Consider the following 22,592-nt stretch of genomic DNA (forward strand, 5'->3'; position numbering starts at 1 on the left):
TGTTTTTTTTTTTTTTCTAAAAGATCGTGTCGTCACAGACCCGGTTGCGGTGGGGGGGCGGCGGGGGGGGGGGGCTACATCCCCCTGCGCAATGGGCCCCCGGTCGCGGGTCAAGTGGGTCAAACTGGTTCATGTCGGTCATTTCTAAGGCCTTTCTGGCGCCCACTGCTTGCCGCGGTGTGACACGGGCAGCATCGGAGCGGCCTGTCAGCGGCCGTTTCGAGGCGATGGTAGTTACGGCGTGTTACCAGCGGCGGGTGATCTGGCCGTCGCGTTGGAGCTTCTCGAGGTGATGAGTGAGGGCTTGGCCGGCTTCCAGGATCCGGAGCACGTCGGGGTGGAAGTAGCGCTGGGTGGTGGTGATGAGCCGGTGGCCTGCGATTTCCTTGAGGATGTGCGGAAGGATGCCGGCGTCGGCCATCCAAGTCAGGCCGGTGTGGCGCAGGTCGTGGCGGCGCAGGTGTTCGTAGCCGAGGTCCCGGGTGACGTCGTCCCAGTGGGTGGCGTCGCGCAGGACTGCGGTGCTGATGCGACCGCCGCGCGGGCCGGTGTAGAGGCGGGCGTCCGGGTCGCCTCGCGTCGCTTGGAGCTGCCTGATGATGAGTGGCCGCAGTGGTTCGATGATCGGGATGAGGCGGGCGACCCTACCTTTGGCGTGCTTGTCGACCAGGCCGCCGGGAGCGGGGGTGGTCTGTCGGCGGCAGGTCAGGAGCCACTTGTCGGTATCGACGTCGCGGGCCCGGACTCCGGAGACCTCGCCGATCCTTGTGGCAGTGCAGGCGCTGTGGACGACGACATCACCCCATCCGCGATAGCGGTTGTATGAGGCCGCGACCAGGGCATCGGCGAGTTCGGTGAGGGCGTCCCAGTCGCGCAGGGCGAGGGAGCGGGGATCCCGCAGTTCGTCTTCGACTTGCTGGTATTCGCGCTGCCAGCCGGTGATGTGGGCGGGGTTGTGTTCGAGGATGCCGTCCACGATGGCCTGCTCGAAGATGCGGGAGAGCATGGCGAGGGTGTTCTTGATCGTGGAGCGGCTGCAGCCATCGGCAATCCAGCCGAGAACTGCCGCAGTGATGAGAGCGGTGGTGATCAGGCGGAGGGGGAGTTGCCCGAGCTCGGGCTCGATCCGCAGGTGCCAGCCGGCGAGGTAGGGGACGTACGTGGTGGTTTCCAGGCCGGTCAGGATGGCCGAGAGGCGGAGGTTGACGTAGTCGCCCAATGGCATGGAGGCCAGGGACGGGAGGACGGGGCTGCCGGTGGCGTCGGCCAGGATGGTCAACCATTGGGTGATCAGTGTCGGGTCGAGCCCATTGTGGACGGCCCCTGCCAGGAAGCTGGCCCAGGCCTGCGTCTGGGCCGGGGTGGCCTGGGAGGCCAGCGGGCGGGGGCTGGTAAGCGGTGAAGTGCGGTATTGCGAGCGCAGGGCGCTCGGCGGAGCCGGAAGGTCGGCGGTGGTGATCTCGCTGAACGGATCCGGGGCGACTGATTCCCGGGGACGCATTGAAGTACTCATACACCATGGTTGCGCCGGTTCCGCTTGCTTGTTTGATGCCGTCATGGTGTCATTGCTTCATGCTCTACGCTGTGCCATTGCTGCAGGACATCGACCAGTCCGTCCTCGCGGAGATTGACGAGATGCGCAACCGGCTGCGTCTCCATCTGCGCACTTCACGTCGCTGGGAGGGGCAGCTGCGGCGTAACCTCACGGCGCGGGCAATCGCCGGATCGAACACGATCGAGGGCTACGCCGCGAGCGTGTCGGACGTCGAGGACATCATGGTCGGCGAAGCGCCGATCGATGCGAACGACACCGTCACGGCCGAGATCGAGGGCTATCGGCAGGCGATGACCTACATCCAGCGCCTCGCTGAAGCGGGCGACGACTTCGCCTACAGCAAGGGCCTGCTCAACTCGCTGCACTTCATGATGCAAGGCCACCACCTGATCAAACGGCCCGGCTGGTGGCGCACCGGGCCGGTGTACGTCACCTCCGCCGAAGACCCGACCATCGCCGCCTACACCGCCCCTGATGCCCAGCAGCTGGCAGAACTGACTGGCGAACTGGTCGAGTGGCTGAACGAGGGCGATCTGAACGCTCCGGGACTGGTGCGGGCCTCGATGGCGCACCTGAACCTGGTGGCCATCCACCCTTGGTCGGACGGCAACGGGCGGATGTCCCGCGCCCTGCACACCCTGGTCCTGGCCCGCGAAGGGATCATGGCGCCGGAGTTCTCCAGCATCGAGGAATGGCTCGGCCGGGCCCGCAACACCTACCGCTACTACGACATCCTCGCCGACGTTGGCGGCCCCGTCTGGACTCCCGACCGCGACACTCTGCCCTGGGTGCGGTTCTGCCTGCGCGCCCACCACCAGCAGGCTCAGAGCGTCGAGCGCCAGGTGAACACCACCCGCGAGGTCTGGACCGCCCTCGACGACGCCGTCGAGCAGCGCGGCTGGCCCGACCGCATGCTATACGCCCTCTACCCCACGGCCATGGGCAACCGCCTACGCCGCGCCACTTACCAGGCCGACGCCGAGCTGAGCGAGCAGCAGGCCCAACGCGACATCCGCGAACTCGTCCGCGAGGGCTGGCTCGCCGCCAAGGGCGAGGCCCAGGGCCGCTACTACACCGCCGGCCCAGACCTCCCCGAAGCTATCGTTCGAGGCGTACGGGAACCGCGGCCCCTTCGCGATCCCTATGCATGAGGTCCGTCCAGTGAATGCCAGCCAGAGCGTTGATTCGGGTGACACGGCCGACGCCAGCCAGCGTTGAACAGCAGCTCCCACCGGTGCGGATGAAGCTATCGGCAGGAACAGAGCTGGCGAAGCGTCGGGGAGACTGGCCTGTGGGCGAGGGCTGCGGACGACGGCCGATTACCGAATGTGCTGCGGTCATTCAGGGGCGCCGCCGTTCAGGTCCAGCCGGATGCGGGCGAGCGTTTCCGCGACCTCCAAGGCCAGCTCGTCATCAGGGCCATAGACCATGACCAGGTCTTCCTGGAGGGGCTTCAGGAGTTGCAGGGCCTCGGTGACCTTGCCCTGAGCGAGGAGGAGGACGGCGATGCCGTGGCGAAGGTCGATGGCTTCTTCGCTCACGTCGCCGTCGAGCGCGCGGACGGTGGCCAGCACGTCCTGGAGTTCGTGGAGAGCCTCGGTGACCTGGCCGAGTTCGGCACGGCAACGGGCTGCCTGGGCCCGGCACTCGCGGGCGGGCGTGCTGGCGGTCCCGGCGGTCCGGCCGAAGGCGGCGGCCAGGGCCTCGAACTCGGGCAGCGCGGCCCGGTAGTCGCCGCCGAGGAAGCGGATGGCGGCGCGCTGCTTGCGCAGGCCAAGGACCTCTTTGCTGTCAGTGCCGAGCGCGCTGGCGGCCGTTTCGACGACAGCTCCGATCACCTCGACGGCCTGGGTGAACCGCTCGTCGTCCAGGAGGAGATCCGCCTGGGCGTAGGCCTCCCTGATGGCGGCACGCACCTGCTCCAGGACGGGCAGCGGCTGGAGCTCGACCGTAGTGGGGGTACGGACAACCGCGGGCGGCTTCGGCGCCCGGGAGCGGGGCGCGTAGGGGTGGCGGAAGAGACGGGTCGGGTCCGGGGTACCGAGGGGGCCGGCCTCGGCCTGCGTGGGCACGGAGCCAGCCGCTGGGAGGAAGGGCAGGAGACGCTCGTAGACCTCCTGGGTGTCGGCCGGGCGGCTCTCCGCCGCCTTGCGCAGCAGGTGCAGGACGAGCGTCTCCAACGGCTCGGGCACGTCGGCGCGGAGCTGCCGCAGAGGGGCCGGCGTGGCGGTGAGGTGTTGGTGCATCAGCGCGTACTCGTTGCCCTCGAAGACCGGGCGACCGGCAAGGAGTTCGTGCAGCACGCAGCCGAGGGCATACAGGTCCGTCTGCGGGGTGATCCGGCCACTGCGGACCTGTTCCGGCGACATATACTGATGGGTGCCGATGGGGCTGCCGGTCGCGGTGAGCTTGGTGACGTCCGTCCGCAGGATCGCCGCGATGCCGAAGTCGAGGACCTTCACCGTGCCGTCACGGGCGACGAGGATGTTGCTCGGTTTGAGATCACGGTGGATCACCGGCACGTCATGGGCGTGAGAGAGCACGGTGGCGACCTGGGCGGCGACGGCTGCGGCCCAGCTGACGGGCAGCGGGTGGTCGGGCTGGAGGTAGGCGGAGAGCGGCACGCCGTCGACGAGTTCCATCACCAGGAACAGCCGCTCGAAGCTGTCGTCCAGGACCGCGTCGAAGACCTGGGGCACGCCGGGGTGCTGGATGCGTGCGGTGATGCGCGCCTCCCGGCGGAAGCGCCGGGCGAGTTCCTCGGCCGACTGCAACGAGGTGACCGCCGCCTGCCGGATCAGCTTCACCGCCACCGGCCGGTCGAGTACGGCGTCGTAGCCGCGCCACACGTCTCCCATGCCGCCGTGACTGAGCTCTTCCAGGAGTTCGTAGCGGTTGGAGATCGCGGTCGCCGGCACGCGGCTGCCCCCGTTTCTGCGTGCTTGGTCCGATGCTTGTGGTGTTGCGCGGCTGTGCGGTCCCCAGTGTGACGGGTGCGACGATCACCAGTCCAGGCTTTCGTCCGGCTACCCGGGACAGTAGGCGGTGCGCGAACGGGCCGCCCACCGTCCCGGGTCGTGGACCACCGGCGTCAGGCCGCGTCGTCCACACCCTCCTCGCGCCTGATCATGCGCCAGGCAGCACGGCGGGCGCTTCGGTTGAGGCTGGACTGGAAGCCGCGGTCCGGAGCGAAGTACCGCTTGCCGAGGTCGGTGACGATGCCGACGTAGTCCTCGACCTTGTCGGCGAACACCCGGTCGAAGACCTTGCCGAAGTTGTCCTCGTCGTTCACGACGGCCGCCTGGCGGACCTCGGTCTCGGCGAGGGTCGCGTTGAACGCGGGCAGCAGGTCCTGCTCGGTGAAGTCCGTTCCGAACTTGTCGTTGAACTTCGCGATGAGCTCGGACAGCAGGGACTTCTCCTGCTCCTTCGTCCCGCCCACGCCCTCCCCAACGTTCCGGATCAGGGCTGGCTCCTCGGCGGTCAGACCCATGTCGTACTCGCCGGTCTTCTCCACCCGCAGATGGCTGAGGTCGACCTCCCCTATGTCGACACCGCCGTCAGCCCGCCGCGGCAACCGGTTGAGCAGGTACCGCCCGTACAGGTGGAGCCGCTCCAGATCAGGGTCGGTGTACGGGACGATCTGCGCCAGGAAGCCGTACTTGCGCACGTAGTCCTGCAGGTTCGCGCGGAAGTCCTCGGCCGTCTTCTGGTCGTCCTCGTCCTCGCTGTTCAGCAGCTTCTCGAAGAGTGCCACTGGCGGGGCGAGCAGCCGGTACAGCTCCGCGTGCAGCTTCTCCCACTTCACGGTGGACCCGCCCGCCTTCTCCTGTGCGGCGAAGTACGCCTCGGCGAACTCGTCCATCTCCCGCACGGTGAGGATCGGTGCGGACATGACCCGGCTCTGTGCTTCGTAGAGCAGGTTCGGGTCGGATGGGAACGTCCGGGCCTCCAGGAAGTACGGGCTGAAGGCGGCCTTGATGTCCTCGGCCTCATTGACGAAGTCGATGACCGCGAGGTCCGCCTGTGCCTTGCGCTCGGCGGTGCGGTTCAGTCGCGACAGCGTCTGCACGGCGGAGATGCCGGTGAGCGTCTTGTTGACGTACATCGTCGTCAGCAGTGGCTGGTCGAAGCCGGTCTGGTACTTCTCCGCCACGACCAGGATCCGGTACTCGGGCTTGCCCGGGCCGCCGGCTCGGACGGCCTTGTCATCGGCACGGGTGTAGGCGAACGCCTTGGGCAGCGCGCCCTCGGACAGCCCGTCGTTCTCCTTGGGTTCGGTCGTCTCCTCGCCTTCGAAGGTGAGCGAACCGGAGAACGCCACCAGCACACCGAGGTCCGGGTACTTGGTGTCGTAGCCGAGGTCCTTGAGGTAGCTCTTGATCGCACGGGACGTCTGCACGGCGGACTGGCGCGACGCCGTCACCACCATCGCCTTGGCACGACCCCCGAGCCGCCCCCGGGTGTGCGCGAGGAAGTGCTCCACGATCACCTGGGCGTGCTGCGCCACGGTGTAGTCGTGCGTCAATGCGAACCGGGCGAGCAAGGGGTTGGCCTTCTTCGGGTCGACCTCCTTCTCCTCCGGGTTCTTATTGACCAACTTCCAGTAGGTGTCGTAGGTGACGTAGTTGCGCAGCGGGTCGAAGATGAAGCCCTCCTCGATCGCCTGCCGCATCGAGTAGGTGTGGAAGGGGCGGTACTTGGCCTCGCCGTCGACGTCCTGGAGCGTGCCGAACAGCTCAAGGGTCTTCGCCTTGGGCGTGGCCGTGAACGCAAAGTAGGAGAGGTTCGCGGCGCGGGAACGCTGCGAGGCCTTGTGCTTGAGGCGCTCCTGCAGGGTGGCGGGGGCCTCGTTGCTTGCGGCCTCGATGGCTCCCGCGTCGTCGGAGTCCGCGTCGAGGCCCAGGTCACGGAGAGCGGCCCGGACGGCGGTGGCCGCGTCGCCCGACTGGGAGGAGTGAGCCTCGTCCACGATGATGGCGAAGTTGTGGCCCTGGATCTCGGTCGGGTTCTGCTCGAGGAAGTTGAGCAGGGCCGGGAACGAGTGGAGGGTGACCGTGACGATCTTCCCGGTCTCCCGGGAGAGCGCCCGTGCCAGCTGGGCGCCCTTCGCGCCCTGGTTCTCGTCGATCTTCACGACGAGGCCAGCGGTCTGCTCGAAGCTGCCAACGGTCTCCCGGAGCTGGGCGTCCAGGTTGCGGCGGTCGGTGATGACGATGACCTTGTCGAACACCGGCACACCCGGCTTCAGGCCCGCGGCCAGGGCGTCTGGGTCGAGACCGGCCGGATCGGTGGGCGTGTGCAGGTCGCTCAGCCGGTGGGCGAGCCAGCCGATGGTGTTCGACTTGCCCGACCCAGCGGAGGCCATGACCAGGTAGTTATGCCCCGCTCCGTGGACGGCCGCATGGGCGGTGAGCTTCCGCACCACGTCCCACTGATGGAAACGGGGGAAGATCAGTTTCTGTGTGCTGCCGCCGCCTGGCGTCTTCTCCTTGTGGAGGTGGACGAACCGCTGGAGGAGATCGAGCCAGTTGTCGCGCTGCCAGACCTGCTCCCACAGGTAAGAGGTGGCATAGGTGCTGGGGGTGGTGGGGACGGGGTTTCCCTTACCACCGGGTTTGCCCGGGCCCTCCGAGCCGGTGTTGAACGGGAGGAAGTGCGTATTCCGCCCGCGCAGGCGGGTCGCAACGAAGACCAGGTCGGGGTCGACGGCGAAGTTCGCGACGACACGGCTGGTGAAGATCAGCTCGCTGGGGTCGCGCTTGTCGCGGTACTGCTCCTTCGCCTTCTCAACACCCTGACCGGTCAGCGGGTTCTTCAACTCAGCGGTGGCGACCGGGATTCCGTTGAGGAAGAGGGTCAGGTCGAGCCGATTGCCCCGGTCCGCGTGCTTCGTCGCGTATTCCACCTCACGGACGACGGTGAGGTGGTTGTCCCGATAGTTGTCGAGGACGGAGTCGTCTTCGACCAGGTTGGGGCGGAAGTACGCGACCCGAAGGAGGATACTGCGGTCTTTCACGCCGTCACGCAGTACCTTGAGCAGCCCATCACTGGCGATCGCCTGACCAAGTCGCTTAGCGAACCCGCGCTGTGCCTCGGTTTGGTCGCCGGCGTACTGGGTGGTGACCAGTTCCTCCCACTCATCGCCCTGGGTCTTGCTGATGAAGGCGAACAACTCGTTGGTGTCAAGCCCGAGCTCGGCCCGGTAGTCCTCCGGCTGGGCCTCACGCCACCCGCGCTCGGTCATCGCGGCGACAATGGCCGAGCCGAAGGCGGCCTCGGTGTGGATCGGGGGCATGGCGGTTACTCCGTAACTCCTCGACCGGATGCAGTGGACACATCGAACTGGCCGGTGACGGCGGCAGTGATGAGCGCTTGGCGGTGTTCGGCCAGCAGATCCAGCTGCCTACGCATGGCACTGGTCACGCTCACCACCCACTTGTGTACGCAGTCCAACCGTGCAGCGATTGTTCCCTGCTGCTTCAAAGTTAGGTGTGGGATGCGGAGGGACAGCAGATTCTGCTCATTCAAGCTGGGCATAGTTGCTGCTAGAGACTTCGCCAGAAGCTGTGAGCGAACATATTGCGACCGCAGGACAAAATCCAGGAAATGCGGCTGGAGTCGACCGCCAGGGTGCACTGCGATGCAATCACTGCCGCACACCCACCCGTCCTGATGATCGCGGACCAATGCAGCCCTGCCTAGGTCCCCTTTGCGCCCGACGACCAAATCGCCGGCTCGTAGCCGGTGACGCGCCAGCCGAGCAGCAGTGGCCGGAGAAACGGCGTGGTGAAGGTCGGGAAGGATCTGCCCGTCCCTGATGTGGAGTGGATTCACCATCGGAACCCCTCCCTCTTTGTACTCCGAGGCGCTGAACACAGTGCCAAACGGGCCGGTTGTCACCGCCACGCCCAACCTGCGGAGTTCTACTTCCGGTGCACCGGACTCATCCAGTTCGCGATAGATGATGGACTCCAATCGCTCCTGAACAAGTCCGATCTGACTTTGCCGCAAACCGCTTAGAGCATCGATGCGCGCGGTTTGGGCATCGAGGAAATCGGAGATACGGCGCTGCTCGCCCAACGGAGGCAGCGGTACTCTTAGCTGCTCGATGTCGGGCATGTAGATCGTCTTGTGAGTCGACCCCATCGCAATGCGCTTGAGATCCGGCGCCATACCTCGCAGCGCATGCAGCAAGTAGCGAGAATCCAACTGTGGGCCACACGTCCAAGTTGCGAAATCTTGACTCGTGGCCATATCTCGGCCCATGATCGCCGAGAAGCCGACAGAGGCGGTGCGTGAAAGAATAACGGTTCCCGCTGGATGCTTGACGGCCGAAGAATTGGCCATGCCAAGCTGGCTAATCTTATCCTTAGTCTCAGTGATGATTGATTTCAGACCGCTGCGCAGCTGCCATACATCGGCAAGAGTGACCCACGGAATCGTGCAGTTCTCCCAGTACTCCGCCTTGTTTCGGCTCGGCGTGTGCCCGGAGCCAAGCCGAGCCACAAGCCGAATGGGAGCGGTCGGCCACTGCGATGCGGAAAGCCATGGCGCAAGGCGGGTTTCATTCATTTGGCCACCTTTCCAAGCAGCATCTGAATCTCGGCCTCAAGCGACTTCAGTTCCGCATCGATTTCCGCGAGCGGCCGGGGCGCCTTGTAGGCGTAGAAGTGCCTGGTAAACGGGATCTCGTAGCCAATCTTCGTCTTGCTGTAGTCGATCCATGCGTCCGGCACATGCGGCAATACCTCCCGTTTGAGGTATTCGTCGGCGTCCTCGTCCAGCGGCACGTTCTCGTAGTCGCGAAGGTCGGCGTCCGATTCCGGTGCACCCTTAAGCATCTGGACCTCGCCGTCCGGACCCCGGACACCGATCGTGTCCCGCACTGCCTTGGTGAACGGTGCGCCCTTCGGCCAGAGCAGTCCGGCCGCCACGACCGCGTCCTTAAGCGCGACGAACGCCTCGGACTTCGTCGGCCAGCTCTGGCCGTCCAGCGCCCGTACCGCTGCGACGAACTCCTCCGCGTGCTCCAGCTTCTGGACGGGCTTGGCCTTGGCAAGCGCCGCCAAGGTCTCCTCCGTGACCTCGAACCGCAGCTTGAGCGGTCGGTCGACGGTGATGCGCTGGTAGCCGAAGTCCTCGTTCTTGAAGACCTTGACCTTGCTGTGGAGCGGGTGCTCCGAATCGGCGGCGACCTGCAGGGCCTCCCCGTACAGCCGGGTGATTTCGTGGATCTGCTGCTCGCTCAGCTCCTTGCGCTTGTCGCCCAGGGACTTCCGCATCTTCACCCAGTAGTCGCGTGCATCCAGCAGCACGACCTTGCCCTTGTGGTCGGCGGACTTGCGGTTAGTGAGGATCCAAAAATACGTAGAGATACCGGTGTTGTAGAAGAGCTGGTCGGGCAGGGCGACGATCGCCTCCAGCCAGTCGTTCTCCAGGATCCACCGGCGGATGTTGGACTCACCGGACTCCGCCGCGCCCGTGAACAGCGGGGAGCCGTTGAAGACGATGGCGACCCGCGAGCCGCCACCCCCGTTGACGTCGACCGGCTTCATTTTCGAAAGCATGTGCTGCAGGAAGAGCAGCGAACCGTCGTTGATGCGCGGCAGACCGGCGCCGAACCGGCCGGACTCGCCGAGGGTCTCGTGCTCGTGCTCGACCTCCTCCTTGACCTTTTTCCACTCCACGCCGAATGGCGGGTTGGCGAGCAGGTAGTTGAACTTCTCGCGCGCGTGGCCGTCGTCGCTGAAGGAGTTGCCGAAGGCGATGTGGTCGGGGTCCTGGCCCTTGATCATGAGATCGGATCGGCAGATGGCCCAGGACTCCGGGTTGAGCTCCTGGCCATAGACCTCAACCTTCGCGCCCGGGTTGAGTGCGGTGATGTGGTCCTCGGCCGCGCTGAGCATGCCGCCGGTGCCGCAGGCTGGGTCCAGGACGGTGCGCACCGTTCCAGGGAGGCTCAGCGCGTCCGCGTCGGGCCCCACCAACAGGTTGACCATCAGGTTGATGACCTCGCGTGGGGTGAAGTGCTCACCCGCGGTCTCGTTCGACTGCTCCGCGAAGCGTCGGATGAGCTCCTCGAAGATGTAGCCCATGTTGTGGTTGGACACGACCTCGGGGCGCAGGTCGAGGTCGGTGAACCGCCCGATGACCTGGTAGAGCAGCTTGGCGTCGTCCAGCTTGCGGATCTGCTGGTTGAACTCGTACTTCTCCAGGACCTCGCGGGCGTTGTCGGAGAACGCGGCCACGTAGAGCTGCAGATTCTTCGCGGCGTTCTGCGGGTCACCGGCGATCTTCCGCAGGGTGAGGGAGCTCCTGTTGTAGAAGGAGTGGCCGGAGGCCTTGCGCAGGAAGCGGTCCTCGTCCAGCTCCTGGCCAGCGAGCTCGGCCGCCCGCTCCGCGACCTTCTCACGGGTCGGCTCGAGCACGCACTCCAGCCGCCGCAGGACGGTGAAGGGCAGGATCACCTTTCCGTAGTCGGACTGCTTGTAGTCACCGCGCAGGAGGTCGGCGACGGACCAGGCGTGGTTCGCCAGCTCCGTGTGCTTGCTGCTGTTCAAAGGGTTTCCCCGGTCTTCTCTCGAGTCGTCCGCCACTCTCAGCGGAACGTATGCAGTCTGGTCGATGTGTCGTGCCGGCCGAGGCAGTTCAGCCGGATTGGTGCTGGTCGCCGGACATCGGCGGCAGGAGCGCGCCTACGGTGAGGCCCGCGGTAACCGCGTTCGCGGCCTCCGTGGCCAACGCCGCGGCGCGATGGGCGGCGACGCGAAGCTGGTAGGCGCGGCGGAAGGCGTCGCCGTAGTGGCGCTGCTCCGCCAGCGGCATGAGGGGGACGCGCAACCGCGCCGGGTTGACCTGGACCATGGTGGTGCCGGTCGAGGCGGCGGTGATGTTGTCGGCTGCGCCGAGGAATCCGGCGAGGAACCACGAGTCGAGGCGGGCCGGGTCCGGACGCAGGAGGTGCAGGGCGGAGCCGAGGAGCGCGCCGGCATCGTTCTCGTCCGCGACCCTGGTCATCAGTCCCGTAGCGCTTGGGCTGGAGACTGCACGCAGCAATACGTCTCCCTCCGCGACGGTTTGGCTGATGTCCGGATAGGCATCCCCGGCCGCGCCCGAGGGCGCGCTGCCGGCCGAGACATCATGTGCCGTCAGCACCGGCTGGTACCCGGTTCCCTCTGCGACGACGCCTCCGCTCTTGGAGTCGCGTCCGCTGCCAAGCGCCGCCGACCGGACAACCGCGAGGGCGCCTCCGCGGGTGAGGTCGGCGACAGTTGCGGTACGCCATTCACGCATCGGCGTACTGGCCGTCTCCCATTTCGCCGCGCCGCTGAGCGTGGCCAGTTCGTCCAGTTGCGATCCCAGTTGGCCATGCAGCGCGGTGATCCTGCCAACGAGCGCCGCCGGGTCGACATCGGCCGCGGCCGTGCGGACCTGCCGGCCCGGGGTGAGGTCGACGACGTCGTCGAGGAGGTCGACCACCGGGACGGCGCGCGTAAGCCCCGACTCGTCGGTGAAACCGTCCGGCTGGTCGCGGTACGCCTTCCACGGTGTCAGCACGCGCTCCGCAAGGCCGGCCCAATCGAAGGCGGCGCTCCCGAGAGAGCCGCCCCGCGTGACAGTGCCGGCACTGCCCTCGCCGTCTCCGTCGATGAAGAGTACGGAGGTGCGCTCGGCGGCGCCGGGCTCGGGCCGCTGCAGTATCCAGATGTGCAGGGCGATGTGCAGCGGGTAGGCGACGCGGGCGGGCAGGGAGACGACGGCACGCACGGCCCTGCTGCGGACGAGTTCGGCGCGGATGCGGCGGGCGGAGGTGCGGAAAGCGAGGGCGGGCGGCAGCAGCATGACGACGTACCCACCGGGCTCGACGTGTGCCAGTGCGTGTTGGACCCACGCCAGCTCCGACTCGAAGCGTGAGGGTACGCCGTAGGCCCACCTGGGGTCGTAGGCGAGTTCGTCGTGGCCCCAGTCGCGGTCGCCGAACGGCGGGTTGCACAGCACGGCATCGACCGTCAGGCCCGGAAAGGCGTCGGCCCGTAGGCTGTCGCCGGCAGCAATCACGACCTCGGCCCCCGCAGCCGAGGCGGGCTCGTCAAGTTGAAGGGCCACTGAGGCCCGCTGCGCTTGAAGCGCACGGATGTCCTGTCCGTACAGCTCACCTGCGCCGCGCCTGCGGGCGGCGGCCAGGAGGGTGCCGCTGCCGCAGGCGGGGTCGAGCACACGCGTCACGGTGTCGGGCAGCAGTCCTGCCATGAGGTCGGCAAGGCCCTGGGGAGTGCGGTAGGTGCCGCTGGCCGCGCTCTCGTCGAGGTCGCGTTCGGCGAGAACGTCCAGTGCGGCCTGCGCACCCGGACCGCGTACACATGCCAGGAGCGCGCGGATCACACCGGCATCTTCGGTCTCGTACTTCACGGACTGGGTCTCGGATGTCGTCCGGGTGGCCAGGAGATCGTTGGCAGCTGTGGCGAGCCGGTCGTCGGGCAGTTCGAGGAGCTGGCCCGATTCCTGTTCCGGAAGTCGCGCCACGCCTGCCAGCAGCGGAAAGAAGCGTGCGGCGTCCACGCCCGCCCCGAGAAGCCGCAGCGCCGTTCGCAGGTCCTCCTCGGGTGACGCCGCAGAGGTGTGTCCCCGTCCGCGGAGCCACTGCTGGACGGCGCCCAGGTCGTAGAGCGGGCTGCTCTCGGTGCCGCCACTGGGCGCGGGGAAGTCGGCATGGCGCCGCCGCCAGTTGCTGACGGTGGCGCGGGTGACCCCGGCGATACGGGAGATCTCTGCAGCCGTCACCTGTGCGGACGGCGGCGTCACTGACTTTTGCGGCATGGAGCCCCGCCCCTCTCGGAAGTGGACAGTAAACACTCTACACCATCCGTCAAGGTGTACGTTCGATTGACGATGCTTTCATGGTTGTGCTTACCTAGATCTGCTTGCACAGCTCGTGCTGCCGTCGTCGCCACGGCAGCCGTGTCATCGTCCCCACCTCCTCTTCTCCAGGAGCGCGCTATGACGACCAGCACCAGCCCCGCACCCACCGCACCTGCACTGCCGGCATCGCCGATCGCGGCCGTCATCCAGCGGCTGGAGTCCGCTCCGCTGTCTGAGGAGGTCGACGCACTGGTTCGCGAAGCCCTGGACGGCGTTGAAGGCTCCGAGGCCGCCGCCGTCCGTGGCGCCTACCTGAAGTCGATCACCGTCGAAGGCTTCCGCGGCATCGGGGAAGCCGCCACGCTCCACATCCCGCCGGGCCCGGGCCTGACGGTGATACAGGGGAGGAACGGCAGCGGCAAGTCCAGCTTCGCCGAGGGAATCGAGGTCGCCCTCACCGGGCGCAACCGCCGTTGGGAGGACGAGGACGGCAAGAACGTGCAGACCGCCCAGCAGGACGGCTGGCGTAACCTGCACCACTCCGGACCGCACCGTCTCGCGCTGGAACTCCTCGCGTCCGGCCGGGTCCGACCGCTCACGATCACCCGTACCTGGGCCGACACCACGTCGTTCTCCGAGTCCGAGTCGGCGGTCCTCGGACTCGGGCCGACCCCGCTGCCGCTCTCAGCTCTCGGCTGGGCGGAGGACCTGCGGTCGTTCCGGCCGATCCTCTCCTACAGTGAGCTCGGCCAGATGATGAGCGCCAAGCCCAGCCGGATGTACGACCGGCTCGCCACGCTTCTGGGCCTCGGGACGCTCAGCGAAGCCGCCGATCGGCTCGCCGCACGCGAACAGCAGCTGACGCTGAGCGAGAAGCAGGCCAAGACCGCGCTGCCGCCCCTGGTGGCGGCCCTCGCGGACGTTCCGGACGAGCGCGTCCACGATGCGGTGGCGGCGCTCAGGCAGCGCGTCCCGGACCGTGAGCGCATCCGCGCCCTGATCGCGGGGGCGCCGCTCGCTGACACGACGGAGCTGGCCCGGCTGCACCGGCTGGCAGCGCTCAGCGGCCCGGACACCGACGCGGTGACCGAAGCCGTCGCCAGGCTGCGGGAGGCCGTCGCAGCGGCCGAGGACGTCCGGCACAGTGACGCCGGCACCGCGCTCGCCCGCGCCGACCTCCTCGACCGGGCCCTGCGGCTGCGCTCCCAGTACCCGGCGGACCACACCTGCCCGGTCTGCCGGAGTGCGGACCGCCTCGACGATGCGTGGGCCGCCGCGGCAGCCGCCCAGGCCGACCTGCTCCGCGAGGAGGCCGCCGAGGCCCGGTGCGCGCAGCAGGCCGTGCGGGACTCCACGGACGACCTGCGGGCACTGATCCATAACCGCGCGACCGACCTGCCCGATCACCTGCACGTCCTCTGGGATGAATGGGTCGCCTGCCGCGGCATTCGCGACCCGCACGAGCTCGCGGCTCGCGCCGAGAAGCAGGCGGCGGCACTCGCCGACGCCTGCCGGCACGTCCGCCAGGAAGCGAAGCATCGGCTGGCGGAGCAGGACGAGCAGTGGCGCGGCGTCGTCCCGCAGCTCGCATCGTGGCTCGCGCTGGCCGATGCGGCAGCCGCCACCAAGCCGCTGCTGGCCCAGGTCAAGAAGGCGAGGGCATGGCTCAAGGAGGTGCAGGCCGAGCTGCGCGAAGCCCGTATGCGCTCCATCGCCGAAACTGCGCAGAGCATCTGGCAGTACCTCAGCCAGGAGAGCAACGTCGCCCTCGGTGACGTCACGCTCAAGGGCTCCGAGACGTACAGCGGCCGGGGCGTGGCACTGAACGTCACCGTGGACGACGTCGACGCCTCCGCGCTGGGTGTCGTGAGCCAGGGCGAACTGTTCTCCCTCGCGCTGGCCCTGTTCCTGCCCCGGGCCATGGCCCCGCAGAGCCCGTTCGGCTTCATCGTCATCGACGATCCGGTGCAGTCCATGGACCCTCGGAAGGTCGAGGGCCTTGCCCGGCTGCTGGAAGAGATCGCCCGGACCCACCAGGTCGTGGTCTTTTCCCATGACACCCGGCTGCCGGACGCCCTGCGCTTCCACCGGATCAAGGCCACGATCCTCGAGGTCGGCCGGTTCCGGCGTTCGAAGGTGACCGTCCGTTCCGTCGACGATCCGGTCAAGCGTGAACTGGCCGCCGCTCGTGCGGTCGCCAGGGACAACAAGGTCACCGCCGCGGTCCTCAACGAGGTCCTGCCCGGCCAGTGCCGCCTCGCTCTGGAGGCCGCCCTCCAGGAATCGGCTCGCCGGACCCTCCTCGGTACCGGCATCGGCCATCTCGTCGTCGAGGAGCGCATCGGCAAGGCTCGTGAGCTGACCGACCTGGCCGCCCTGGCACTGTTCGGCGAGAGCCGGAGCAAGGCCGACGTGTACCGGGAGATCGGCCGCCGTCTCGGTTCCGATGCGAGCGACATCGTCGGACTGTGCAACAGGGGCGCCCACACCGTCGTCCCTGACACTGCCGACGCCGTCGCATTCATCAACCGAGTGGCCACCACCGCGGAAGGACTGCGCTCCCTGTGACTGCTGCACCCGAGGTACTGAACTCAGCGACCCGCATCACCGCGGCCACCTCGCTTCTCGACTCCGGTCCCTCCGGGGCCGCGCACCCGCGTGCGGCGGTGTTCCTGCTCCGCCGCGCGCTGGAAGCAGGGCTCGACTCGTACATCTGTGCCCACCGGCCAGCCCTCGCCCGTTGTCGGACGGAGACCAAAGTCGTCTGGCTCGCCCACCACCTCGATGCCCGGCTGGCCGGCCGACTCGCGGCGGTCTGGCACAACCTCAGCGGGGCATGTCATTACCATCAGGCCGCCCTGCCTCCGACCGTCAGCGAACTTCTCGGATGGCGGGACGAAGTCGCGTTCGTGCTGCGAGGCCTCCGCAGCTGAGTTCGGCGATCGCCCGCCCACGATTGGCTCAGGACGGGGACCGTTGTTGGAAGCGCTGACCTTAAGCCGCGCGCCGCTAGGGAAATGAGGCGACAGCAGCACCGAACACGCCCTAGCTAGGATGCTGGGGGTCAAGGGGTCGCAGGTTCAAATCCTGTCGTCCCGACTGTGAAGTCGGTTGTGAGAGCGGGTACTTGGGAAACCGGGTGCCCGCTCTTTCTGTTGCCGTGTCAGTTGGTGGTCGCATGGTGGTCACCGGGCCACATCGGCCATGGTGCCGGGGGTTCTTCTGTTCGTGCCTGCTGATATGCGGGCAGGTGCCGGTGGGGGCGTGGGTGCTGGCGCCATGGGCGCTGGGCGCGGCAGACGGTGCGTCCGAGTACGGCGCGGTCCGCGTTGTCGAGGGTCCAGGCTGCGGCGTCGACGGCCGCGCGGGCGGCGAGTCGGGTGAGTTCTGCGTAGATGTTCGCGCTGGTTGACAGGGTGCGGTGGCGCAGGGTCTTGGAGATGACGGGCAGGGGGACTCCGGCGGCCAGGGTGAAGCTGGTCATGAGGTGGCGCAGGTCGTGGAGGGCGATGCGGGGGACTCCGGCTTTGTCGCACAGCAGGTGGAAGTGGTCGAGGACGTTCTTGGGATGGAGCGGCCGGCCGTGGCGGTGGAAGACGTAGTCGCCGCTGTCGGCGATGTTGCCGAAGGCGCGGGTGCCGGCGCGGTCGTCGAGGGCCGAGGCGACACGGTCGGAGAGGGCGACCCACATCCTGCTGCCCTTGGTCTTCGGGTGGTGAGCACAAGCTGGTTGTTGTCGACGGCGGAGAGCGTCGCGCGGACGAAGAAGACACGGTCGGGGAGGTGGACGTCGTCCCAGCGCAGGGCGAGTGCCTCGCCTTTGCGGATGCCTGAGCCGATCATGAGCTCGGCGAGGTCGGCGTAGAGGGGGTCGGTGACGTGGGTGAAGCGCAGGAAGCGGGCGGTCTGTTCCTCGGTCCACAGGCGTCTGGGGGCGGAGGCGGGGCGGCGGGGGAGCAGCGGGGGCTTGGCGGGGTTGCGGGCGAGCCGGCCGTCGTGGACGGCGCTGCTGAGGGCGCTGGAGAGGGTGGCCATGATCCGGTGGACGGTGACCCTGCCGCGGCCCCGGCGCAGCTGGTTGGTGACGAAGGCGGCCAGGTGCTGGCGGGTGAGGTCGATCAGGGGATGGTGCCGAGGGCGGGGATGAGGTCCTGTTCGGTGTAGGTGCGGTAGCGGGCTATGGCGGTGGGCTTGAGGCGCAGCTCCTTCTCGTCGAGCCAGTCCCTCAGGTAGTCGGCGGTGCGCTGCCTGGGGTCGGTGATGACGCACAGGGCCAGGCCCTCGTTGAAGCGCTGCAGCGCGATGCTGGCGCGGAGTTCGTCGGGGAAGCCGGCGCGGCGGACGGTGCGGCGGTGGCCGTCGATGGGCGGGGTGTCGACGGCGAACGCCCAGGTGCCGTGGCGGGGGTCGGCGGTGAGGCGGGGGCAGATGGTGCCGAGCTGTCGACGGTGGTCGTCGCGGCAGCCGCAGCGCCGGTAGACGCGTCCTCGGTCGTTTCCCGGGTTCGGTGAGCAGCGCATGGTGATCGCCTCGGAAGGTCGAGCGGCGCGCGGGATCTGCCTCCCATCCTGCTCCTCTACGGCGACCACCGTGCGACCGCTGAGCCCGGAGAATGTTATTGACCTGCGGGTCTCCCTTGGCCAGCGACAAGGGGAGATGAGCTGCAGGCCGGGCTCGGCCGCGTTCGGGGCTGTTGGTTCTTGTGCTGCTCGGCCTCTTCGTCGTCCCGGTCTTCGGCGTCGTCGCTGAGGTCTCCGTCGATTCGTTAGCTGGCGATTGCCGCGTGACCTGCCCGTGTCCCACGCGGCGACAGTGTGGAACACGCACGCAGAGTACTCCGCCTCAGCCCGGCCGCCTCGCCGACGTCAGGGGCGGGGGTGGGGGTGTCCAACCAGGTAGGACATGGGCGAAGTCGGCGCCTCCGCTCGGCCGTGGCGTCAGATCGCGGCGTATCGCCAGGGGGTCTCGGGGGCGGTAGTTCTCCCTGTCTACGGGTACCCGGACTGCTGCCTGGCGGCCTCCGAGGCGTGTCGCGGTGCGTTCGGGACGGTAGGTGCGTGCCGGTGGCCAACGGGGTCGGAGGGGTTCTGCGTGGGGGCTCGCGCTGGTTGCTCCGGTGGGATGGTCGGAGGCCCTGCCGGCGTGGGGAAGGCATGCGGGGGCCAGGACCCGTGGGCCAGGTCGTGGTGGAGGGCGTCGATTCTGGCCAGGCAGGTGTCGACGGTGGCGATGGCGGCGCTGCTGTGCTCGCGGATGCGGCGTTCGATGGCGGCGAGCCGGTCCTCGATCTGCTGCCAGCGGTCTTCAGCGGTGGTGAGGGGGTCAGGTGCGTCGTTGGTCGCTGTCATGGCGGAGGCGTTCGGTGCGGTGGGTGAGGTCGTCGAGGCGGGCGGTGAGGTCCGGGTGGGTGGCGGCGAGGTGGGGGCGCATGTCGGCGAGGGGCGTTATCAGGTCGGCGGGGTCGGGGGCGCCGAGGGCGGTGGTGAGCGCGGTCAGCGCGGGGCGGGCCCGGGGTGGCAGGCCGGGTGCGGCGCTGATCTGGGCGGCGAGGACGCGCAGGTCGGCTGCGTTGTCGCGGGCCCAGGCGGTGACGGCGCGGTCCGCGGCCCGGCGGTCGCGGACGGCTTTGACGCGCTCCGCTCCGGTCGCGGCCTCTTCGGGTCTGCTGCCGGCGGGGCGCAGGCGCAGGTAGCGGTTCTCGGCGGCCTGACGGCTGGCGACGCCCATGGGGTGGGCGAGGTCGGCCCAGGTGGCGCCGCCGTCACGGGCGCTCTCCACCAGGCCCGCCTCCCAGCCGGCGAGCTCGGTGCGCAGTTCGCGCAGCAGTACCAGGGCGGCCAGGGCCGGCTCGGGGCCCTCGTCCGGTGCACCGGTGCCGGGCCGGGTGGTCGGGCGGGTGTTCCGGGCGGTGCGGACAGCGTCGTCGATGGCGGCGAGCGCGGCGGCGGCGGCGAGGAAGGACGCCGGTCCCGTGGGTGGGCCGCCGCCGGTGGCGGGTACGTCGGGCCGCTTTCCCATGGCTGTCACTCCTTCAGCGACTTTGCTGTTTGTCATTGGATGGATGACATGCTAGAACAGATTCAGGTGAAGCGCACTGGCTCCCATTCGATCAGTGGAGGTGTTTCGCGATGCTGATGCGCACTGACCCGTTCCGCGAGCTGGACCGGCTGACTCAGCAGTTCCTGGGCACGAACGGGATGTGGTCGCGGCCGGCCCCGATGCCGCTGGACGCCTGCCGTGTGGGCGACGAGTACGTGATCTGTTTCGATCTGCCGGGGGTGGCCCCGGACGCGATCGAGGTCGACGTCGAGCGGAACATGCTGACGGTCAAGGCTGAACGCCGCCCCCGTCACCAGGGTGACGACGTGAAGTGGGAGCTGTCCGAGCGCCCGCTCGGCGTGTTCTCCCGCCAGGTCATGCTGTCCGACACCCTCGACCCCGCCGGGATCAGCGCCGACTACGACGCCGGCGTGCTGACCCTGAAGATCCCGATCGCGGAGAAGGCCAAGCCCCGCAAGGTCGAGATCAGCCACAGCGGCAGCCGCAAGCAGATCCAGGCCTGACCCCTCCCCGGACCGCCGTCCCGCACCGCCAACCCCCGGGCCCTGCGGGACGGCCCCCGGCCGGCTCCACCGTCCGGCCCGGCCGCCCCGGCGCACCACGCCGTGTGGGCCGGGCCGGCGGCGGGAGACCACCATGCGCGACGACCAGGGGCACGAACCCTTCGCGCTGCGGGCGTGCGGCGAGATAGCCCTCGACACCGCCCCCGCGCTGCGCCGTGCTGTGACCGCCGCGCTCGGGGCACATCGGGAGGTGGTGCTCGATCTGTCGGAGGTGACGTTCATGGACTGCGCGGGCCTGGGCGCTCCGGTCCGGGCCCGCAACCAGGCCGACCGGTGCGGCAGCCACCTGGTCCTGCGAGGGGCCGGCCGCCGCGTGGGCCGGCTGGGCAAGCTCACCGGTGCGCACCGGCGCCTGGTCGTCGAGCCCTGACCGGGCGTCGACGGCGTTCACGCCGAGCCCCGGAACGGAGGGAGAGGAACCGTGGCTCTTCGATGGGAGGCGTTCCTGGAAGACGTCCGGGAACGCGGTGAGTACGACACATCCCGGGAGGCCGAGCGGGCGGCGCGCGTCGTACTGGCCCTGCTCGGCGCCCACCTGGTCGGCAACGTGCGCGCCGAACTGGCCGCCCGCCTGCCCGAGACCCTCGCCCTGATCCTGCTCAACCCGCTGCAGGCCGCCGAGCCGCTCAACCCCGAGCGGTTCACGCGCGCGACCGCGGCCTGGATCGAGGGTGCCACCGAGACCACCGCCCTGTGGGACATCGGCGCGGTCCTCAGCACCGTGGCCGACGCCGTCGGCGACGACCTCACCGAGCGCGTCCTGCTCCAGCTGCCGCCCGGCTACGACCTCCTGTTCGGCCGGCCCCGGCCCGGCCACCGCCCCTGAACACCGTCCGCGCCGCCGCACCCGTCCGGCCGGCCCCGTTTCCCTGGAAGGCCACCGCCATGACCCGGTACCGCCTCCTGCTCCAGCAGGTCCGCACCCTGGGCCGCTACACCTGCGACGAGGAGGCCGAACGCGTCCTCACCGTCGTCCTGGCCGCCCTCGGCAGCCAACTCACCGGGGAGGAACGCTGCGACCTCGCCGCAGCCCTGCCCGAGCGTGCCCGCACCGTCTTCGCCTCGCAGATCCCGCTGCCCCGGCCGGTCGCCGCCCCCGCCTTCGTCGAAGCCGTCGCCCGCGCCCTGAACACCAGCCTCACCGCCGCCCGCTGGGACGTCTCCTCCGTCCTGGCGGCCCTCACCGACCTCGCCGGCGACCCCCTCACCGACCGCATCCTCACCGACCTGCCCCGCGGCTACGCGCTGCTGTTCGGCCGCGCCGACCTCACGATCGCGGCTTGACCCGGGGCGGCACTACCGGCGCCGGCCGCCCGCCACCCAGCGTGGCAGGGCAGTCGGCGCCGGGCCGTCAATCCGGCCGGCGGCGGCCACCGGAGCGCAGGACGACGACGCAGGACCGCCACCGCCGGGTACCGGTTCGAGTCCGGCGCCACGCCGGTGCACCCGCGACATCCACCTCGGCCGGGTGTGACCGGCCCAGCCCTGCCGAGCACCGGCTGGAACCGGAACCATGCTGGAGTTCACCTCCTGGCCGGGCATCAGCTCCCTCGCCCCGGCCAAGCAGGGCGAGCGCGCTGCGCACCACGACGCCAGGCGCAGGACCGATCTGGGCATCTGGTCAGGCAGGTCCGCGAGCGCGGCCCGGCAAGAGTCACCTCTGCCCGTGGGCGCCAGCTGGGCGGGCGGTGTCGAGGGCGTCGCGCAGGGAGTACAGGTCGGCGAGGGTGGCCAGTTCGGCGAAGCGGGCCAGCAACCGGCGGATGGTTCGGTCGTCGCCGTCGTGCACGGCCTCGGTGATCGCCTCGACGAGGGCAGCCTGCCCGGGCCGGGCGGTCTCCGCTGCTCCGGGCACCAGGTCCTCCACTCCCGCCTCCTGCGCGGTACTGCTTGTTCGTCGGCGGGGGGGGGGGGGGGGGGGGGCGGGGGGGGGGGCCCCCCCCCCCCCCCCCCCCGGCAGAGTACCTCACTCGCGGCGAACGCAAAATCTATGCGCGCCGGAGTAGACATTGCCCGTGGGCTGGTCTAGCGTTTCTCTCGTAGACAACAGTCGGCGATACCGGCAGACACGAACTGGCCCGGGTTGTTGGACAGAGTTCGCGGTTCGGTCCGGCAGCGGAGTTCCGAAGCCAGGCAGGTGCAGGACGGCGACGGGACTGGCTGCCGGACCGGGCGGCCCGCAGGTATCAGGGGCCGCCACCAGCGGTATCCATTAGTGCGCGGTTCAGTGTGCAGTACCGGCAGTCACGAGAAGGCAGGACCTCGGTAAAGGCGCCCAGGCTGCGGGCGCGCGTGCCGAGAAGTCCGGCAGTGGGGTTCCGAGCCGACGCAGGTGCACGACGGGCGACGGGGCTGGCTGCGGGAACAGGTGGGCCGCCACGGCCACCGACGGGAAGACGCAGTTCAGCAGGTGCAGTACCAGCAGTACGAAAGTGACAGTGCAGTCCAGAGGATGAGTGGAGGGACAGCGCGCCATCAGGATCGCCCGGCCCGTGAGGAAGTCGCCCGGGCGGATTCCGAAGACCCCAAGGCAAGGACGGTGGTTTCCGGTC

At 68.8% G+C, this 22,592-nt stretch carries 18 protein-coding genes; 7 read left to right on the forward strand and 11 right to left on the reverse strand.

From position 1 onward, the window contains the following. Positions 1-244: 244 nt before the first annotated feature. Positions 245-1,501 carry a tyrosine-type recombinase/integrase gene (locus ACFV6D_RS29175; RefSeq protein ID WP_380561708.1) on the reverse strand — a complete coding sequence of 419 codons (1,257 nt, stop codon included), beginning with the start codon at positions 1,499-1,501 and terminating at the stop codon, positions 245-247. Positions 1,502-1,584: 83 nt separating this feature from the next. On the opposite strand from ACFV6D_RS29175, the gene ACFV6D_RS29180 reads away from it, so the two are divergent. Beyond that, positions 1,585-2,706, forward strand: coding sequence for a Fic family protein (locus ACFV6D_RS29180; protein ID WP_380561731.1), 1,122 nt, complete (start codon positions 1,585-1,587; stop codon positions 2,704-2,706). Positions 2,707-2,892: 186 nt separating this feature from the next. On the opposite strand, the gene ACFV6D_RS29185 is transcribed toward ACFV6D_RS29180, so the two are convergent. The 5 genes from ACFV6D_RS29185 to ACFV6D_RS29205 form a co-directional block, all read right to left on the reverse strand. After that, positions 2,893-4,473, reverse strand: coding sequence for a protein kinase (locus ACFV6D_RS29185; protein WP_380561711.1), 1,581 nt, complete (start codon positions 4,471-4,473; stop codon positions 2,893-2,895). 173 nt (positions 4,474-4,646) lie between these two features. Further along, positions 4,647-7,853, reverse strand: coding sequence for a type I restriction endonuclease subunit R (locus tag ACFV6D_RS29190; protein ID WP_380561713.1), 3,207 nt, complete (start codon positions 7,851-7,853; stop codon positions 4,647-4,649). Between the two features lie 5 nt (positions 7,854-7,858). Further along, on the reverse strand, positions 7,859-9,130 hold the full coding sequence (locus ACFV6D_RS29195; protein WP_380561715.1) for a restriction endonuclease subunit S: 1,272 nt from the start codon (positions 9,128-9,130) through the stop codon (positions 7,859-7,861). Then, entirely contained in the window at positions 9,127-11,118 is a 1,992-nt protein-coding gene (locus ACFV6D_RS29200; RefSeq protein ID WP_380561717.1) for an N-6 DNA methylase, read from the reverse strand. The genes ACFV6D_RS29195 and ACFV6D_RS29200 overlap by 4 nt, the downstream gene beginning before the upstream one ends. Before the next feature lie 88 nt (positions 11,119-11,206). Continuing rightward, positions 11,207-13,375 carry an N-6 DNA methylase gene (locus tag ACFV6D_RS29205; RefSeq protein ID WP_380561719.1) on the reverse strand — a complete coding sequence of 723 codons (2,169 nt, stop codon included), beginning with the start codon at positions 13,373-13,375 and terminating at the stop codon, positions 11,207-11,209. A 180-nt stretch (positions 13,376-13,555) separates the two neighbouring features. Between ACFV6D_RS29205 and ACFV6D_RS29210 the strand changes: the two genes are divergently transcribed. Both ACFV6D_RS29210 and ACFV6D_RS29215 read left to right on the forward strand, forming a co-directional pair. After that, positions 13,556-15,985, forward strand: a complete 2,430-nt coding sequence (locus tag ACFV6D_RS29210) for an AAA family ATPase (RefSeq protein WP_380561721.1) — start codon at positions 13,556-13,558, stop codon at positions 15,983-15,985. Then, the gene (locus ACFV6D_RS29215; protein WP_380561723.1) at positions 15,982-16,350 is read left to right on the forward strand and encodes a hypothetical protein; all 369 of its coding nucleotides are present in this window, start codon (positions 15,982-15,984) and stop codon (positions 16,348-16,350) included. Before ACFV6D_RS29210 ends, ACFV6D_RS29215 begins: the two co-directional genes overlap by 4 nt. A gap of 230 nt (positions 16,351-16,580) precedes the next feature. Here the strand turns inward: ACFV6D_RS29215 and ACFV6D_RS29220 are convergent, their stop codons facing one another. The 4 genes from ACFV6D_RS29220 to ACFV6D_RS29235 form a co-directional block, all read right to left on the reverse strand. After that, positions 16,581-17,108, reverse strand: a complete 528-nt coding sequence (locus ACFV6D_RS29220; RefSeq protein WP_380481529.1) for a tyrosine-type recombinase/integrase — start codon at positions 17,106-17,108, stop codon at positions 16,581-16,583. Positions 17,109-17,535: 427 nt separating this feature from the next. After that, positions 17,536-17,937, reverse strand: a complete 402-nt coding sequence (locus ACFV6D_RS29225) for a hypothetical protein (protein ID WP_380493099.1) — start codon at positions 17,935-17,937, stop codon at positions 17,536-17,538. 468 nt (positions 17,938-18,405) lie between these two features. Continuing rightward, complete coding sequence (locus tag ACFV6D_RS29230; protein ID WP_380481527.1) at positions 18,406-18,765, reverse strand: hypothetical protein; 360 nt, start codon at positions 18,763-18,765, stop codon at positions 18,406-18,408. Then, a complete protein-coding gene (locus ACFV6D_RS29235) occupies positions 18,740-19,435 on the reverse strand; it encodes a type III effector protein (protein WP_380481525.1) in 696 nt (231 codons plus the stop codon). The genes ACFV6D_RS29230 and ACFV6D_RS29235 overlap by 26 nt, the downstream gene beginning before the upstream one ends. A 110-nt stretch (positions 19,436-19,545) precedes the next feature. Here ACFV6D_RS29235 and ACFV6D_RS29240 point away from each other — a divergent pair, with 110 nt between their 5' ends. The 4 genes from ACFV6D_RS29240 (at position 19,546) to ACFV6D_RS29255 (ending at position 21,324) form a co-directional block, all read left to right on the forward strand. Continuing rightward, positions 19,546-19,980, forward strand: a complete 435-nt coding sequence (locus tag ACFV6D_RS29240; protein WP_380561725.1) for an Hsp20/alpha crystallin family protein — start codon at positions 19,546-19,548, stop codon at positions 19,978-19,980. 133 nt (positions 19,981-20,113) lie between these two features. Further along, positions 20,114-20,410, forward strand: coding sequence for an STAS domain-containing protein (locus ACFV6D_RS29245; RefSeq protein ID WP_380481521.1), 297 nt, complete (start codon positions 20,114-20,116; stop codon positions 20,408-20,410). Positions 20,411-20,461: 51 nt separating this feature from the next. Next, a complete protein-coding gene (locus tag ACFV6D_RS29250; protein ID WP_380481519.1) occupies positions 20,462-20,866 on the forward strand; it encodes a DUF2267 domain-containing protein in 405 nt (134 codons plus the stop codon). A gap of 59 nt (positions 20,867-20,925) precedes the next feature. Further along, positions 20,926-21,324: a DUF2267 domain-containing protein gene (locus ACFV6D_RS29255; protein WP_380493104.1), complete on the forward strand. Its 399-nt coding sequence runs from the start codon at positions 20,926-20,928 to the stop codon at positions 21,322-21,324. Positions 21,325-21,694: 370 nt separating this feature from the next. On the opposite strand, the gene ACFV6D_RS29260 is transcribed toward ACFV6D_RS29255, so the two are convergent. Further along, positions 21,695-21,895 (reverse strand): hypothetical protein, encoded by a 201-nt coding sequence (locus tag ACFV6D_RS29260; RefSeq protein WP_380561727.1) that lies wholly within the window; start codon positions 21,893-21,895, stop codon positions 21,695-21,697. Positions 21,896-22,592 lie beyond the last annotated feature (697 nt).

Source organism: Kitasatospora sp. NPDC059812, from assembly GCF_042732075.1.
Taxonomy (GTDB): Bacteria; Actinomycetota; Actinomycetes; order Streptomycetales; family Streptomycetaceae; genus Kitasatospora.

Bases quoted from the DNA above. Each gene is read 5' to 3' on its own strand.
- ACFV6D_RS29175 (WP_380561708.1), bottom strand. From the start codon at position 1,501: ATGCGTCCCCGGGAATCAGTCGCCCCGGATCCGTTCAGCGAGATCACC.
- ACFV6D_RS29190 (WP_380561713.1), bottom strand. From the start codon at position 7,853: ATGCCCCCGATCCACACCGAGGCCGCCTTCGGCTCGGCCATTGTCGCC.
- ACFV6D_RS29195 (WP_380561715.1), bottom strand. From the start codon at position 9,130: ATGAATGAAACCCGCCTTGCGCCATGGCTTTCCGCATCGCAGTGGCCG.
- ACFV6D_RS29205 (WP_380561719.1), bottom strand. From the start codon at position 13,375: ATGCCGCAAAAGTCAGTGACGCCGCCGTCCGCACAGGTGACGGCTGCA.
- ACFV6D_RS29210 (WP_380561721.1), top strand. From the start codon at position 13,556: ATGACGACCAGCACCAGCCCCGCACCCACCGCACCTGCACTGCCGGCA.
- ACFV6D_RS29220 (WP_380481529.1), bottom strand. From the start codon at position 17,108: ATGTGGGTCGCCCTCTCCGACCGTGTCGCCTCGGCCCTCGACGACCGC.
- ACFV6D_RS29225 (WP_380493099.1), bottom strand. From the start codon at position 17,937: ATGCGCTGCTCACCGAACCCGGGAAACGACCGAGGACGCGTCTACCGG.
- ACFV6D_RS29230 (WP_380481527.1), bottom strand. From the start codon at position 18,765: ATGACAGCGACCAACGACGCACCTGACCCCCTCACCACCGCTGAAGAC.
- ACFV6D_RS29235 (WP_380481525.1), bottom strand. From the start codon at position 19,435: ATGGGAAAGCGGCCCGACGTACCCGCCACCGGCGGCGGCCCACCCACG.
- ACFV6D_RS29240 (WP_380561725.1), top strand. From the start codon at position 19,546: ATGCTGATGCGCACTGACCCGTTCCGCGAGCTGGACCGGCTGACTCAG.
- ACFV6D_RS29245 (WP_380481521.1), top strand. From the start codon at position 20,114: ATGCGCGACGACCAGGGGCACGAACCCTTCGCGCTGCGGGCGTGCGGC.
- ACFV6D_RS29255 (WP_380493104.1), top strand. From the start codon at position 20,926: ATGACCCGGTACCGCCTCCTGCTCCAGCAGGTCCGCACCCTGGGCCGC.